The organism is Brevibacterium sp. JSBI002 (assembly GCF_026013965.1).
Classification (GTDB): domain Bacteria; phylum Actinomycetota; class Actinomycetes; order Actinomycetales; family Brevibacteriaceae; genus Brevibacterium.
Genome location: NZ_CP110341.1, coordinates 1,376,358 through 1,389,717 on the forward strand (window position 1 = coordinate 1,376,358; position 13,360 = coordinate 1,389,717).

Here is a 13,360-nt window from a genome sequence, read left to right on the forward strand (position 1 = left end):
GATTTCCCTCCTCCGGCGTCATCATTGCACCTTTGTCAGTGCATCAACAACTATTGTTGAGTCATGAGCGAAAACGATCAGCAGCATCCCCCGAACCGATTCCGAGGGGCATGGGAGGCGTTCCGGCGCGGACGCGGATCCTCTCACTCCGAGTCCGAACCCGAGGTGACCCCGTCACAGGCGGTCAGTCCCGAGGAGATCGCACTCAGCCGAATCGAAGCCGAGGCCAAACCGTATGTGGCTCCCGGTCTCAAGCTCGCTGCCGCGTGGTCGTGGCGGTCGATCGTCGTGCTCGTGGCGATCGGTGTGGCCCTGTGGCTGCTGTCGAAGATCTCCAGCGTCGTCCTGCCGGTGCTCATCGCTCTGCTGCTGGCAGCGCTGCTCGCGCCCCTGACAGGGTGGCTGAAGAAGAAGGGTGTGCCTCGAGGCGGGGCCGCGGCGATCTCCTTCATCGGGTTCATCGTCGTCGTGCTCGGACTCTTCGGCCTCGTCGGCCAGCAGATCTATTCCGGCATGCCCGACCTCGTCAAACAGGTCATCGCCGGTGTGTCCGGAATCAGCGGCTGGCTGGCTTCGAGTCCCTTCGGCATCGACGCCACGACGATCTCGAGCTATATCGACGAAGCTATCAAGACCGCGACGAACTTCTTCCAGAACAACAGCAGCCAGCTCCTCGGCGGTGCCCTGGAAGCCACCTCCTCGGTGGGCACCTTCCTCACCGGTATGGCCGTGTGCCTGTTCGCGACGTTCTTCTTCCTCTACGACGGACAGAACATCTTCAGGTGGGTGATGAACCTGCTGCCGGTCCCTGCCCGTCCCGTCGCCACGGGAGCCGCTCTGAAGGGGTGGACGACCCTCGTGCAGTACGTGCGGGTCCAGATCCTCGTCGCCGCCGTCGACGCGATCGGCATCGGCATCGGCGCAGCGTTCCTGGGGATCCCGCTGGTCATCCCCATGACCGTGCTGGTCTTCCTCACCTCGTTCGTCCCCGTCGTCGGAGCCATCGCCTCCGGTGCGGTCGCCGTGCTGGTGGCATTGGTCTCGAACGGTCTGGTCAGCGCGGTCATCATGCTCGCGGTTGTCATTGCCGTCCAGCAGATCGAAAGCCAGGTCCTCCAGCCGTTCCTCATGGGCAAAGCCGTGTCCGTCCATCCGCTGGCTGTGATCCTCGCAGTCACCGGCGGCGGCTTCCTCTTCGGCATCGTCGGCGCTCTCTTCGCCGTTCCCCTGGTGGCCGTTCTCAACAGCGTCGTCAGCTATATCGTGCGCACGAACGCCGGTGATTCCGAGGACACGGAGGACGCCGCGGAGCGTGACCCGGACGAACGCGAGGCCACAACGGTCCTGGAGACGGCGAAGGAACGGCTCACCGATGCCGTCCACGAGTCCGCGGAAGACGAAGGCGCATCAGGTTCCGGTTCGAGCGACTCCGGCGAGTCAGGAACGAAAGGCTCGCCTGATCCGAAGTGAATAGAGAAGTGGGCGGGTGCGATCGCACCCGCCCACTTCTCTATTCGGTCTCGATCAGCCGGTGAAGGCTTCGACGGAATCGACCTTGACCTCGATGGTCTTGCCGTTCGGTGCCTCGTATGAGGTCTTGTCGCCGGCCTTGACGCCGAGGACAGCCGCTCCGAGCGGGGACTTCTCCGAGAAGACGTCGATATCGGAGTCTCCGGCGATCTCGCGGTTGCCCAGCAGGAATCGCATGGAGTTGCCGGCAACGCTGGCGGTCACGACGGTTCCGGGTGCCACGGTCTTGCCGTCGCTGTCGCTGGAGCCGACCTTCGCGTTCCGCAGCAGCACCTCGAGCTGGCGGATTCGTGCTTCCTGTTTGCCCTGCTCATCACGCGCTGCGTGATAACCGCTGTTCTCCTTCAAGTCACCCTCGTCGCGGGCGGCTTCGATCTTCTCAGCAATCTCTGCACGACCCGGTCCGGAGAGATGCTCGAGTTCCTTCGACAGGCGGTCAAAGGCTTCCTGGGTCAACCATGTCTCTTCCTGGGTGACTTCCTCGGTCATGACTTCTCCTTCTTCGGTCGGTGCACTGACGGGCGTGTCAGGCAACGAAAAAACCGGGCGTATGGGCACGCCCGGAAGTTGAATGAAACTACATTGTAACGCATCTGCGGAGAAAAACGATGAGTTCGATCACGTCCCCGGCGGTGAGTCGGAGGTTTGCGGCCGCAAGATGCGTCCCCGTGCGAGAACTATTCGAAGGTTCTCGAGACCCGGCTCCTGTGCTTCCACCAGGCGACCGTTGCGGTCGAACGTTCGGCCTATTCGAACCAGCAGGAGTCGACGTGGCCGGAGGCGGCCAGCTGAGTGGTGGCCAGGTCCACATCGAGGCGCTTCGGCGAATTCGGATCGGCGTTCGGATCGGCGGGAACAGTCACCTCGGTGAAGCCGACGATCGCTTCGTGCTCATTCGTGGCCTGGACGATGCAGTGCACGTCGCGTTTCTGATCAGGAAATATTCCGACGGTGACGCGCGTTGAAGAATCGTCGATAACCGAATAGTCAAGAGTGCGCGGTGTTGTGGGATTCGTCTGCGGGCGGAATGCCCAGATGGCGATGACGGCGACCACCACGGCGAGGACGACGACGGCGATGATCTTCGCCCGACGGCTCAGATTCCGCTTGGGTCTGCTGGTCCGGCCGTAGCGATCGTCATGCAGTGGTGGTGCCACTGTTACCTCAGTCATTGAATTCCTCTTTAAGTACTTCGCGCACTAATCTAGAGTAGTCGATCCTCTGCCGGCGATCATGTCAGCCGCAGCGCCGGCAGCAGGTGGCCACCAGGCTGAATCGAAAGGGACATTTAGGATATGACTTCGCTTCCGTACCATGGGCTGCGCCTGTTGGCCGTCCATGCCCACCCCGACGACGAATCCTCCAAGGGTGCGGCAACGAGCGCGAAGTACGCTTCACTGGGTGCCCGGGTGCTCATCGCCACCATGACCGGTGGCGAGGCCGGCGATATCCTCAATCCCGCTCTCCTGCAGAGTCCGAAGGCCAGCCGCGACATCGCCGGTCTCCGTCGTGAGGAGATGGCGACCGCTGCCGCAGCCCTCGGCGCCGAACATGTCTGGGTCGGTCACGTCGACTCGGGACTGCCCGACGGCGATTTCGACAACCAGACTCCTCCCGGATGCTTCTATCGGGTTCCCGACGAGGTGGCGATGCTTCCCCTCGTGCACATCATCCGCACCTTCCGTCCGCAGGTGGTGACCACCTACGACGAACTCGGCGGATATCCTCACCCCGACCACATCAAGAACCACGCTGTGACCATGGCCGCTGTCGAAGCCGCCGCAGATGCGACCTCGCATCCCGAGCTCGGCGAACCGTGGCAGGTGCAGAAGATCTACTTCAACCAGGACCTGTCGGCGAAGAAGTGGATCACGATCCACGAGAAGATGCTCGAGGCGGAACTCGAGTCCCCGTTCGCCGACCACCTCGAGGATTTCAAGAAGCGTGACAACCAGCGCCACAACTGGCTGAGCACCCGCATCTCGTGCTCCGAGTTCTTCTCCGCCCGTGATCGTGCGCTGCTCTCCCACGCCACTCAGATCGATCCCGAAGGCGGTTTCTTCTCCGCGTCGCGCAAGGCCGCTCGCACGTATTGGCCGACAGAGGAGTTCGAACTGGCTCTCGACCTCACCGGTCGTGAGCCGCTGAACCGGGAGCTGGACTTCCAGGAGACCGATCTGTTCGCCGCCGTGACCTTCGATGACGGACGTCGCGTTCCCGACGAGGGGATGCTCCCGGACTCGCCGGCTGCCGAAGACCTCGGCGTTGATTCCGCCGTCCCGACCGAAAGCGACACCCGCGCATGATCTTCGCGTCCTCTCAAGCCCCGACTCCGGACGGAGGAACACCGGACCCGGATCTGGTGACGCCCGGAACCATCGGCTTCCTGGCCACCCTCGCCATTGTCGTCCTGACGATCTTCCTCATCCGGGACCTCATGCGTCGTGCCCGTCGGGTGCGGGCGCACTCGAGCGCCAGCGACGCCTATCCGATCCCGCTGCGCAGGCATGTGGTGCCCAACCAGTCGAAGCTCTCAGGGCCGGAGGCACCCGAAACGGAGAGCGCTGACAGCGAATCCGACACAGCCGTCGACACCGGACCGTCCGATTCAGATCGCCGAGGTGGCTCGACGGAGGAGCCGATCGATGTCTCCGAGTCCTCCGACGAACGGAATGAACGAGCCTGAGGCTCTGAATCCTGAACCCTGAACTCTGGGGCCCGAGGTCCTGACCTGACAGACAACGGCGCGATCACCGATCGGTGATCGCGCCGTTGTCTGTGGGCTCAGTCGAATGGAGCTCAGTAGGCTGCGACGGCGGCGATGATGAGCGCGGCGAGGTGGCAGCCGTAGCCGAGTATCGTGAAGATGTGGAAGATCTCATGGAAGCCGAGCCACTTCGGTGAGGGGTTCGGCCGCTTGATCCCGTAGATCACCGCGCCGGCGATGTAGCACACGCCGCCGAGGACGACGAGGAGTCCGACGGGAAAGTTCGTGTCCAGATCTGGGGAATGTATCCGACTCCGGCGACGCCGAACCCGACGTAGATGGGGACGAAGAGCCACCTCGGCGCGGTGGTGAAGATCGTTCGGAAGGCCGCGCCGAGTGCAGCGGCACCCCACAGCACGGACAGCAGGAGGACTGCCTGGTCGGTGCGGAGCATCAGCACTGCCAGCGGTGTGTACGTGCCGGCGGTGATGAGGAAGATATTCGCGTGGTCGAGCCGCCGCAGGACGAGGCGGACGCGGGTGCGCCATCGGCCGCGGTGATAGACGGCGGAGGTGCCGAAGAGCAGCATGCCGGTGACAGCGAAGATCGCGGCGGCGATGCGCGACTCGATGGTCGGGGAGATGATCACCAGTGCCAGGCCGCCGAGCATGGCCAGAGGGAACGCCCCGGCGTGGAACCAACCGCGCAGCTTCGGCTTGACCTGACCCGCCAGCTTCGTCAGTTCGGCGCGCAGCGCTGAGCGGCGACGGGCGATGCGGTGGTCGTCGGCGGGCGGATCATCATCCGCGCCTGCTGAACCGACTTGACCGGAGCCGTCGGGAACGACCCGAGAGGAATCGGTGGGCGAAGCATTCATAGCTCCATAGTAGCCAGCGGACCTGAGGCCTCTTTCAGCATCGTCGGCTAGTAGTCTGTACAGTATTCGAACCGACTGACGACCCATGTGGAAGAGGACAGCTGTGGCGCGACCCGTGAACCTGCTCTATCGGCTGTACGAGCGACGGCTCAAACGTGAGCTCGACAAGTCGGTTCCGGTTCCTCGTCACGTCGGAGTCATCACCGACGGCAACCGCAGGTGGGCCAAGGAGTTCGGTGCGACGACCGCTGACGGTCACCGTGCCGGAGCGGCGAAGATCGTCGAGTTCCTCGGCTGGTGCCACGAGATCGATGTCGAGATCGTCACTCTCTACGTTCTGTCCAAAGAGAACCTCGCCCGTTCGGCAGAAGAGGTGTCGATCCTCATCGAGATCATCTCGGATCTGGTGGAGAAGATCGCGGCTCTCGACGGAGTCGGCGTCCAGCTCGTCGGTGATCTCGACATCGTTCCCCCGGATCTGCGTGCCCGCCTCGAAGCGGTGACGACGACCGAGGACTGTGGAATGCGCGTCAACGTCGCCGTCGGCTACGGCGGTCGACAGGAGATCGTCAATGCGGTGAAGTCCCTGCTGCGCACACGGGCCGACGACGGCACGGACCTGGAGTCGATCATCTCCGAACTGTCGCCGGAGCAGATCGGCGAACACCTCTACACCAAGGGCCAACCCGATCCCGACCTCATCATCCGCTCATCGGGAGAGCAGCGACTCTCCGGCTTCCTCATGTGGCAGAGTGCCTATTCGGAGTTCTACTTCTGCGAAGCCTACTGGCCGGACTTCCGCCGCACGGACTTCCTCCGAGCCGTGCGCGACTACGGTCTGCGGCAGCGCCGCTTCGGCAAATAGACCGTGCCCGCCGCCAGTGAGACCTACCGGCCGTCTGACGGCGGAATCCCGCATTCACTCGAAGTTCATGACCCTGACTTGCCCGAGCACGCGTGCCGCTGCCGGCTGCGGGGGCGAACCGGGTTAGGTTGGCTGTAGTTGGTCGACACCAACCCGAGATCGGGGGATGTCAGAACCGGATCTCGGCGGAACTCACGCCTCAGAGGTCCTCATGGCTGAAAAAGTCCACACCTACGTTCTCGACACCTCGGTGCTGCTGTCGGATCCCGGAGCGCTTCTGCGCTTCGCCGAACACCACGTCGTCATCCCGCTCATCGTCGTCTCCGAACTCGAGGGCAAACGCAATCATCCCGAACTCGGATTCACCGCACGCAAAGCCCTCCACATCCTCGACGACTTCCGTTCCGACTACGACCGATTGGATCAGCCCATTCCGGTCGGTGACGCGGGCGGAACGCTGCGGGTCGAGCTCAACCACATCGACGCCTCCACGATGCCGGTCGGCTTCGACCGGACGGAGAACGACACCCGCATCCTGGCCGTGGCCCGCAACCTCTCTGCCGAAGGCTGTGACGTGGTCGTCGTGACCAAGGACGTGCCGATGCGAGTGAAAGCTTCGGCCCTGGGTCTGCACGCGGAGGAGTATCTGGCGGAGCTGGCCGTCGACTCCGGGTTCACCGGGATGAGCGAGCTCGGCCTCGACGACGAGCAGATGAGCGAGTTCTACGATTCGGGGTCCGTCGTCACCGAGGATGTCTCCGACCAGGTGGTCAACACCGGGGTCGTCATCACCTCACCACGCGGATCCGGACTGGGACGGGTGCGCAGCGGCAACCGAGTGTCGATGGTGCGCGGAGATCGTGACATCTTCGGCGTCCACGGACGGTCGGCGGAACAGCGGATCGCCATCGACATGCTGCTCGACGACGCCCTGGGGATCGTGTCGATGGGAGGGCGAGCCGGAACGGGGAAGTCCGCGCTGGCCCTGATGGCAGGACTGCAGAAGGTGCTCGAAGAGAACAAGCACTCGAAGATCATGGTCTTCCGTCCCCTCTACGCCGTGGGCGGGCAGAACCTCGGCTACCTGCCCGGCAGCGAAGGGGAGAAGATGAACCCCTGGGCGGAGGCCGTGTTCGACACCCTCAGCGCGCTGGTGAGCAAGAACGTCATCGACGAGGTGGTCAACAGGGAGATCCTCGAGGTGCTTCCGCTCACCCACATCCGCGGACGGTCCCTCCACGATGCGTTCGTCATCGTCGATGAGGCGCAGTCGTTGGAGCGCAACGTTCTGCTGACCGTGCTCTCACGCATCGGAATGAACTCGAAGGTGGTGCTCACCCACGATGTCGCCCAGCGCGACAACCTGCGAGTGGGCAGGCACGACGGAGTCGCCGCGGTGATCGAGAAGCTCAAGGGCCACGAACTGTTCGCGCACGTCACGCTGACACGGTCGGAACGGTCGGAGATCGCCGCCCTGGTCACCGATGTGCTCGAGGAATTCGACCCGTTCCGCTCCTGAGCCTCTGAACTGATCGACAGCATGAAACGGCGCCCGGACGAAATCGTCCGGGCGCCGTTGCGATCTGTCAGATCGGAGGCTTATTTGTAGCTGCCGATCATCGTGGTGACGTCGAGGGCCTTGTCGAGGTCAGCCTCGGTGATGGAGCCGTTCTCGACGAAGCCGAGAGCGATCGTCGCTTCCTTGACGGTCATCTTGTTGGCCACGGCGTGCTTGGCGATCTTCGCCGCCGCTTCGTAGCCGATGACCTTGTTCAGCGGGGTGACGATGGAGGGGCTCGCCTCGGCGAGGAAGCGGGCTCGCTCCTCGTTGGCGGTGAGTCCGTCGATCATCTTCTCGGCCATGACGGTCGAGGCGTTCGCGAGCAGGCGGATCGACTCGAGCAGGTTCGAGGCCATGACGGGGATGCCGACGTTGAGCTCGAACGCGCCGTTGGTCGACGACAGCGACACGGAGGTGTCATTGCCGATGACCTGGGCGGCGACCTGAATGGTGGCCTCGCAGATGACCGGGTTGACCTTGCCGGGCATGATCGACGAACCGGGCTGGAGGTCGGGGATGGCGATCTCGCCGAGACCGGTGTTCGGTCCCGAACCCATCCAGCGCAGGTCATTGCAGATCTTCATGTAGCCGTAGGCGATGGTCCGCAGCTGACCGGAGGCCTCGACGAGTCCGTCGCGATTGGCCTGGGCCTCGAAGTGGTTGCGAGCTTCGGTGATCGGCAGACCGGTCTCCTCGGCGAGGATCTCGACCACGCGGGACGAGAAGCCGTCCGGGGTGTTGATGCCGGTGCCCACAGCGGTTCCGCCCTGCGGGACCTCCGCCACGCGCGGCAGGGAAGCCTCGATGCGCTCGATTCCGTAACGGACCTGAGCTGCGTAGCCGCCGAACTCCTGACCGAGAGTCACCGGAGTGGCATCCATGAGGTGGGTGCGTCCGGACTTGACGATGGAGGAGAACTCCTTCGCCTTCTTCTCCAGCGAAGTCGCCAGGGTGTCCATGGCCGGGATGAGCGTGTTGACCAGGGCCTTGGTCACGGCCAGGTGCACCGAGGTGGGGAAGACGTCGTTCGACGACTGCGAGGCGTTGACATGGTCGTTCGGGTGGACGTTGATTCCGTCGGCTTCGAGTGCCTTGGTCGCCAGCGAGGCAAGGACCTCGTTGGTGTTCATGTTCGACGAGGTTCCCGAACCGGTCTGGAACACGTCGATGGGGAAGTGGGCGTCGAATTCGCCTGCGATGACCCGATCGGCGGCGTTCTGGATGGCTGTGGCGCGGGCTTCGTCAAGCACGCCGAGTTCGGCGTTGGCCTTCGCTGCGGCCTTCTTCACCTGTGCCAGTGCGGCGATGTGGGCTGATTCGAGGGTCTTGCCCGAGATCGGGAAGTTCTCGACGGCACGCTGGGTCTGTGCGCTGTAGAGGGCGTCCTTGGGGACTTTGACCTCACCCATGGTGTCGTGTTCGATGCGAAATTCTTCGGTCATTGTTGTCCTTTCCGTTGGGTGCCGGGGAAATGATTGCGGAGCTCAGGCTCGTAGGGCTGAACGGCTGACCACCGAGGTGGCCGGTCGCTCAGGAAGCATAGGTGGAGACCGCGGCCTCGTCGCCTCCGTATTGGGCGACGACCGTGGTGTGGCCATCGTGGAGTTGGTAGGTGAGTCCGACGATGATGAGTCGGCCCTCGTCGACGGCGGTCTTGATGATCGTGGACAGCTGCATGATCTTGTCGACCGTGTCCATGGTGTTCTGACCGACGGTCTCGTTGATCGTGGTGCGCCCGTTCTTTCGGGCCCGGGCCACCGTCGGCAGGATGCGGGCGACGACGTCGGAGATGAATCCCGGGGGAGTCTCACCCGAGTCGTAGGCGTTGTAGGCGGCGGTCACGGCCCCGCAGCTGTCGTGGCCGAGCACGACGAGCAGGGGAGTGCCGAGCATCTCGACTCCGTATTCGAGCGAGCCCAAGGTGACCGGGTCGACGACCTGTCCGGCATTGCGCACGACGAACATGTCACCGAGGCCGACATCGAAGATCATCTCAGCGGCGACTCGGGAATCCGAGCAGCCGAAGAGAGTGACGAACGGGGTCTGGCTGTCCGACAGGGATTCGCGTCGCGCCGTGTCCTGGTTGGGGTGCTGAGGGACATCGTCGACGAAACGCTGATTTCCCTCGAGGAGTCGCTTCCACGCCTGATTGGGCATTGCTTTCGCACCTGCTTCCGAATTGTGTGCATCGTACCCGGGCCCGGGTGCGATTGGAGGTCAGACCAGTCCGCGGCGTGCGGCTTCTTCGGCGGCCTCCACGTATGAGTGGGTCTTCGCTGCCTGGTGCTCGGCGAAGACCTGACGGACGGTTCCCGACTTCGACCGCATCACCAGGGAATGCGTGGTGACGTGGCTGCCCTGGAACTTCACGCCATCGAGCAGATCGCCGTTGGTGATGCCCGTGGCGACGAAGTAGCTGTTGTCACCGGTGACGAGGTCGTCGGTGTTGAGCACCTTGTTGACGTCGAGGCCGGCCTTGGCGGCGGCTTCGCGTTCGGTGTCGTCCTGCGGCCACAGTCGGCCCTGGATGACTCCGCCGAGTGCTTTGATGGCGCAGGCGGTGATGATGCCTTCGGGGGTACCGCCGATGCCCATGAGCATGTCGACGCCGGTTCCGGGGCGGCAGGCGGCGATGGCTCCGGCGACGTCGCCATCGGTGATGAGCTGGATGCGAGCCCCGGCGGCGCGGATCTCATCGATCATCTGCTGGTGGCGGGGACGGTCGAGGATCATCACCGTGACCGAGGCGGGATCCTTCGTTCCCTTCGCCTTGGCGACGCGGCGGATGTTCTCAGCGATCGGCAGACGCATGTCGACGGCATCAGCGGCATCGGGGCCGGTGACGAGCTTCTCCATGTAGAACACGGCAGAGGGGTCATACATCGCGCCGTCTTCGGTCACAGCCATGACAGAGATCGCATTGGGCATGCCCAGAGCGGTCAGGCGAGTGCCGTCGATCGGGTCGACAGCAACATCGCAGTGCGGTCCGCCGCCGTCGCCGACCTGCTCGCCGTTGAAGAGCATCGGAGCTTCGTCCTTCTCACCCTCGCCGATGACGACGGTGCCGGCCATGCGGACGGTGGAGATGACATTGCGCATCGCGGCCACGGCCGCTCCGTCGGCTGCGTTCTTGTCGCCGCGGCCGACCCAGGGGGCTGCGGCGATGGCTGCGGCCTCGGTGACTCGGACGAGCTCCAGAGCCAAGTTGCGGTCGGGAGCATCCGACTCGACCTGAGCCTTCTGTGACCATGAGTCGGTCACTGCGACAGGCGGAGCCTCCTCATCAACTCGTCCTCGGTCATGGTGAGATTTCACGTCAACAGGCTCTTTGGAGTCACTCATGCTTCCAATTGTGCCACCCCTGTGATCGGGGTCGCGACAGCGGTGTCTGCTTGTGGCCGCAGTCACGTCCTCGGACCGGAATTGGCCCTTCGCGCGCGAGCCGAGGACAATGGCGGTGTGAATGTCCGAAATGCTGCCGACGAGACGGGTGCTCGAACGGTCGTCGACGAGACGATGCCGAGTCCCAGGGGAGAGTCCATGGCTGATGAGTCCGGAGTGATGCTGCCGGGGTCCCGGGAAGAGATGCGTTTCCTGCGCAAGAACTCGAACTGGGTCAATATGGTCATCGCGATCCTCGCCTGTCTCGCAGTCGCCGTCGGGATCCTGTTCCTCGCCCCGCAGCCCGAAGTCGACTCAGAACGTGTCGTCGACTATCAGGGGATCGCCGAGCAGTCACAGGGCAACGCCGAGTTCGACCTCATCGTTCCGCAGATCCCGCGCGGATGGACGTCGAACGAGGCCAGCCTCGATCGTATGGGCGACTCCGAATACACCTCGTGGTACATGTCGTTCATCGGCCCCGACGACCAGTGGGTGAGCATCGAGCAGGCCGAAGCCAGCGCGAACTGGGCGAAGCGGAAGACCGACGAGGCTGTCGCTGCCGAGAAGGTGACCGTCGGCGGTGCCGACTTCCAGGTCTACCGCACTGAAGAGGCGAAGGAATACTGGGTCACGCACAAGGGCGATATGTATGTCGTTCTGACTGCCACCGCTGCGCCGGACACCGTCAATAGCTTCGCCGATCAGGTGGCCGCCGAACTCAAGTGATCTCGGCGGCCCTGGCTGAACTTCGGCTGACCTGGAGACCTATTCGGTGTCGTCCGAGGTCTCCTCACGGGCCTTGTCAAGGCGTTCCCGTGCTCCGTCGAGCCACGCCTGACACCGGTCGGCCAGAGCCTCGCCACGCTCCCACAGCCGCAGTGACTCTTCGAGCGGCAGGTTGCCGGTCTCCAAACGCTTGACGGTCATGACGAGTTCTTCGCGCGCCTGCTCGTAACTGAGCGTGCTGATATCGGGCTGGTCCTGTTGGGTCGTCGGTTCGGTCATCGGTGTCTCCTTCGCAGAGTGTGTGAAACGTGGACAGAGTGTGGGGTTGTAGTCAATCGTCGGTCGTCGAATCGTCGGTCTCCGGAGTGACCTCGGTGATATCTGCGTCGAAACGACCACGAGCGACCCGGACATGGACGGTGTCGCCGGCGGCGACCTCGGCGGCATTGCGGACGGCCTGACCTTCGTCGGTCTGCACCACGGCGTAGCCGCGCTCCAGCGTCCGCAGGGGAGAGAGGGACCTGGCTTGGGAACGGAGATGCTGGATCTCGTTCTGAGCTTGGATGAGCCGTCCGTTCGTCGCCTGCAGACTGCGGCGGCGGATCGTTGTCAGCTCGTTCTCATGCGCGGTGATCATCGTCTGCGGTTCGGCGAGCACCGGCCGTGATCGCACGGCGGTGAGCATCTCCTGCTCTCGGTCGAGGAGGCGATTGACGGCAGCTTCGAGCTCGGCGCGGGCACGCAGCAGATTCATGCCTTCCTCGGCGACATCCGGAACGATCCTCTTTGCGGCATCCGTGGGTGTTGATGCCCGCATGTCAGCGACCTCATCGAGGATGGGCCGGTCCGCCTCGTGTCCGATCGCAGAGACGACCGGTGTCTGCGCGGCGGAGACGGCACGGACGAGTGCTTCGTTGGAAAACGGCAGGAGGTCTTCCATGCTGCCGCCGCCGCGGGCGATGACGATGACATCGATCTGCGGGTCCGCGTCGAGTTCGGCGAGGTTCTTCATCACTCCCGGCACGGCATCCGGGCCTTGCACTGCACAGTTGCGGACTTCGAATTCGGCGGCAGGCCAGCGAAGGTGCACATTGCGGATGACGTCCTTCTGCGCATCCGAATCCCGTCCGGTGATCAGTCCGATCCGGTTCGGCAGGAACGGCAGGCGCAGCTTCCGGTTGGGATCGAAGAGCCCTTCGGCCCCTAGCTGCTTCTTCAATCGTTCGAGGCGGGCGAGGAGTTCGCCGAGGCCGACGGCGCGGATATCGTTGGCGCGCATCGTCAGCCGACCGGTCTTCGTCCAGAAATCGGCTTTGAGATTGGCGACGACGTGGCTGCCCTCGGTCAGAGGAGCCCCGGTGCGGTCGAGGACGTTCTTCCAGATCTGGACCGGCAAGGACATCTCGACATCGGTGTCGCGCAGGGTCAGGTAGCTGGCCTTGCCGCGATGATTGAGCTCGACGACCTGCCCTTCGATCCACACGCTCGACATGCGGTCGATATAGGACTTCATCTTCGAAGACAGCAGACTCAGCGGCCACGGATTCTCCGCCGTGGTCTCGGCTGCGGTGGCGGCGAGCTCCTTCGGCTCGGCTGTTTCACCGAGCGTGCCGGGAGTGCCGGAAATTCTTTGCGCCATTTAAGTCCCCTTCCGAATCCCAAGCCTAACGAACGGCACTGACGCAGCCCATTCCTGGCCGCAGTCGATGG

The 13,360-nt window shown here is 63.7% G+C and carries 15 protein-coding genes; 6 read left to right on the forward strand and 9 right to left on the reverse strand.

All coding sequences use genetic code 11. The annotated features are described in order from the left end of the window. Positions 1-63 precede the first annotated feature (63 nt). Entirely contained in the window at positions 64-1,470 is a 1,407-nt protein-coding gene (locus LJ362_RS06165; protein WP_264801271.1) for an AI-2E family transporter, read from the forward strand. A 54-nt stretch (positions 1,471-1,524) separates the two neighbouring features. Here LJ362_RS06165 and greA read toward each other — a convergent pair whose 3' ends face one another. Together greA and LJ362_RS06175 are read right to left on the reverse strand one after the other, a co-directional pair. Next, positions 1,525-2,019 carry a transcription elongation factor GreA gene (gene greA, locus LJ362_RS06170; protein ID WP_101546580.1) on the reverse strand — a complete coding sequence of 165 codons (495 nt, stop codon included), beginning with the start codon at positions 2,017-2,019 and terminating at the stop codon, positions 1,525-1,527. Between the two features lie 257 nt (positions 2,020-2,276). After that, positions 2,277-2,702: a DUF4307 domain-containing protein gene (locus tag LJ362_RS06175; RefSeq protein WP_264801272.1), complete on the reverse strand. Its 426-nt coding sequence runs from the start codon at positions 2,700-2,702 to the stop codon at positions 2,277-2,279. A gap of 123 nt (positions 2,703-2,825) precedes the next feature. On the opposite strand from LJ362_RS06175, the gene mca reads away from it, so the two are divergent. Together mca and LJ362_RS06185 are read left to right on the forward strand one after the other, a co-directional pair. Then, complete coding sequence (gene mca / locus LJ362_RS06180) at positions 2,826-3,836, forward strand: mycothiol conjugate amidase Mca (protein ID WP_264801273.1); 1,011 nt, start codon at positions 2,826-2,828, stop codon at positions 3,834-3,836. Then, positions 3,833-4,216, forward strand: a complete 384-nt coding sequence (locus tag LJ362_RS06185; protein WP_264801274.1) for a hypothetical protein — start codon at positions 3,833-3,835, stop codon at positions 4,214-4,216. Before mca ends, LJ362_RS06185 begins: the two co-directional genes overlap by 4 nt. A gap of 113 nt (positions 4,217-4,329) precedes the next feature. Here the strand turns inward: LJ362_RS06185 and LJ362_RS16895 are convergent, their stop codons facing one another. Further along, positions 4,330-4,485: a hemolysin III family protein gene (locus LJ362_RS16895; RefSeq protein ID WP_320109155.1), complete on the reverse strand. Its 156-nt coding sequence runs from the start codon at positions 4,483-4,485 to the stop codon at positions 4,330-4,332. Further along, complete coding sequence (gene trhA / locus LJ362_RS06190) at positions 4,461-5,114, reverse strand: PAQR family membrane homeostasis protein TrhA (protein WP_320109156.1); 654 nt, start codon at positions 5,112-5,114, stop codon at positions 4,461-4,463. The genes LJ362_RS16895 and trhA overlap by 25 nt, the downstream gene beginning before the upstream one ends. Before the next feature lie 103 nt (positions 5,115-5,217). Between trhA and LJ362_RS06195 the strand changes: the two genes are divergently transcribed. Then, positions 5,218-5,979, forward strand: coding sequence for an isoprenyl transferase (locus LJ362_RS06195; RefSeq protein ID WP_320109157.1), 762 nt, complete (start codon positions 5,218-5,220; stop codon positions 5,977-5,979). Between the two features lie 211 nt (positions 5,980-6,190). Further along, entirely contained in the window at positions 6,191-7,498 is a 1,308-nt protein-coding gene (locus LJ362_RS06200; protein ID WP_264801276.1) for a PhoH family protein, read from the forward strand. A gap of 80 nt (positions 7,499-7,578) precedes the next feature. On the opposite strand, the gene LJ362_RS06205 is transcribed toward LJ362_RS06200, so the two are convergent. From LJ362_RS06205 to glpX, 3 genes are all read right to left on the reverse strand, one after another. Beyond that, positions 7,579-8,982, reverse strand: a complete 1,404-nt coding sequence (locus tag LJ362_RS06205; RefSeq protein WP_264801277.1) for a class II fumarate hydratase — start codon at positions 8,980-8,982, stop codon at positions 7,579-7,581. Between the two features lie 88 nt (positions 8,983-9,070). Then, positions 9,071-9,697 (reverse strand): carbonic anhydrase, encoded by a 627-nt coding sequence (locus LJ362_RS06210; RefSeq protein ID WP_173153476.1) that lies wholly within the window; start codon positions 9,695-9,697, stop codon positions 9,071-9,073. Between the two features lie 60 nt (positions 9,698-9,757). Continuing rightward, complete coding sequence (glpX, locus tag LJ362_RS06215) at positions 9,758-10,882, reverse strand: class II fructose-bisphosphatase (protein WP_264801278.1); 1,125 nt, start codon at positions 10,880-10,882, stop codon at positions 9,758-9,760. 117 nt (positions 10,883-10,999) lie between these two features. Here glpX and LJ362_RS06220 point away from each other — a divergent pair, with 117 nt between their 5' ends. Further along, positions 11,000-11,650, forward strand: coding sequence for a DUF4245 domain-containing protein (locus LJ362_RS06220; RefSeq protein ID WP_264801280.1), 651 nt, complete (start codon positions 11,000-11,002; stop codon positions 11,648-11,650). Between the two features lie 39 nt (positions 11,651-11,689). On the opposite strand, the gene LJ362_RS06225 is transcribed toward LJ362_RS06220, so the two are convergent. Together LJ362_RS06225 and xseA are read right to left on the reverse strand one after the other, a co-directional pair. Further along, the gene (locus LJ362_RS06225) at positions 11,690-11,929 is read right to left on the reverse strand and encodes an exodeoxyribonuclease VII small subunit (RefSeq protein WP_025778102.1); all 240 of its coding nucleotides are present in this window, start codon (positions 11,927-11,929) and stop codon (positions 11,690-11,692) included. 52 nt (positions 11,930-11,981) lie between these two features. Further along, positions 11,982-13,289 (reverse strand): exodeoxyribonuclease VII large subunit, encoded by a 1,308-nt coding sequence (gene xseA, locus LJ362_RS06230; RefSeq protein ID WP_264801282.1) that lies wholly within the window; start codon positions 13,287-13,289, stop codon positions 11,982-11,984. Between the last annotated feature and the right edge of the window lie 71 nt (positions 13,290-13,360).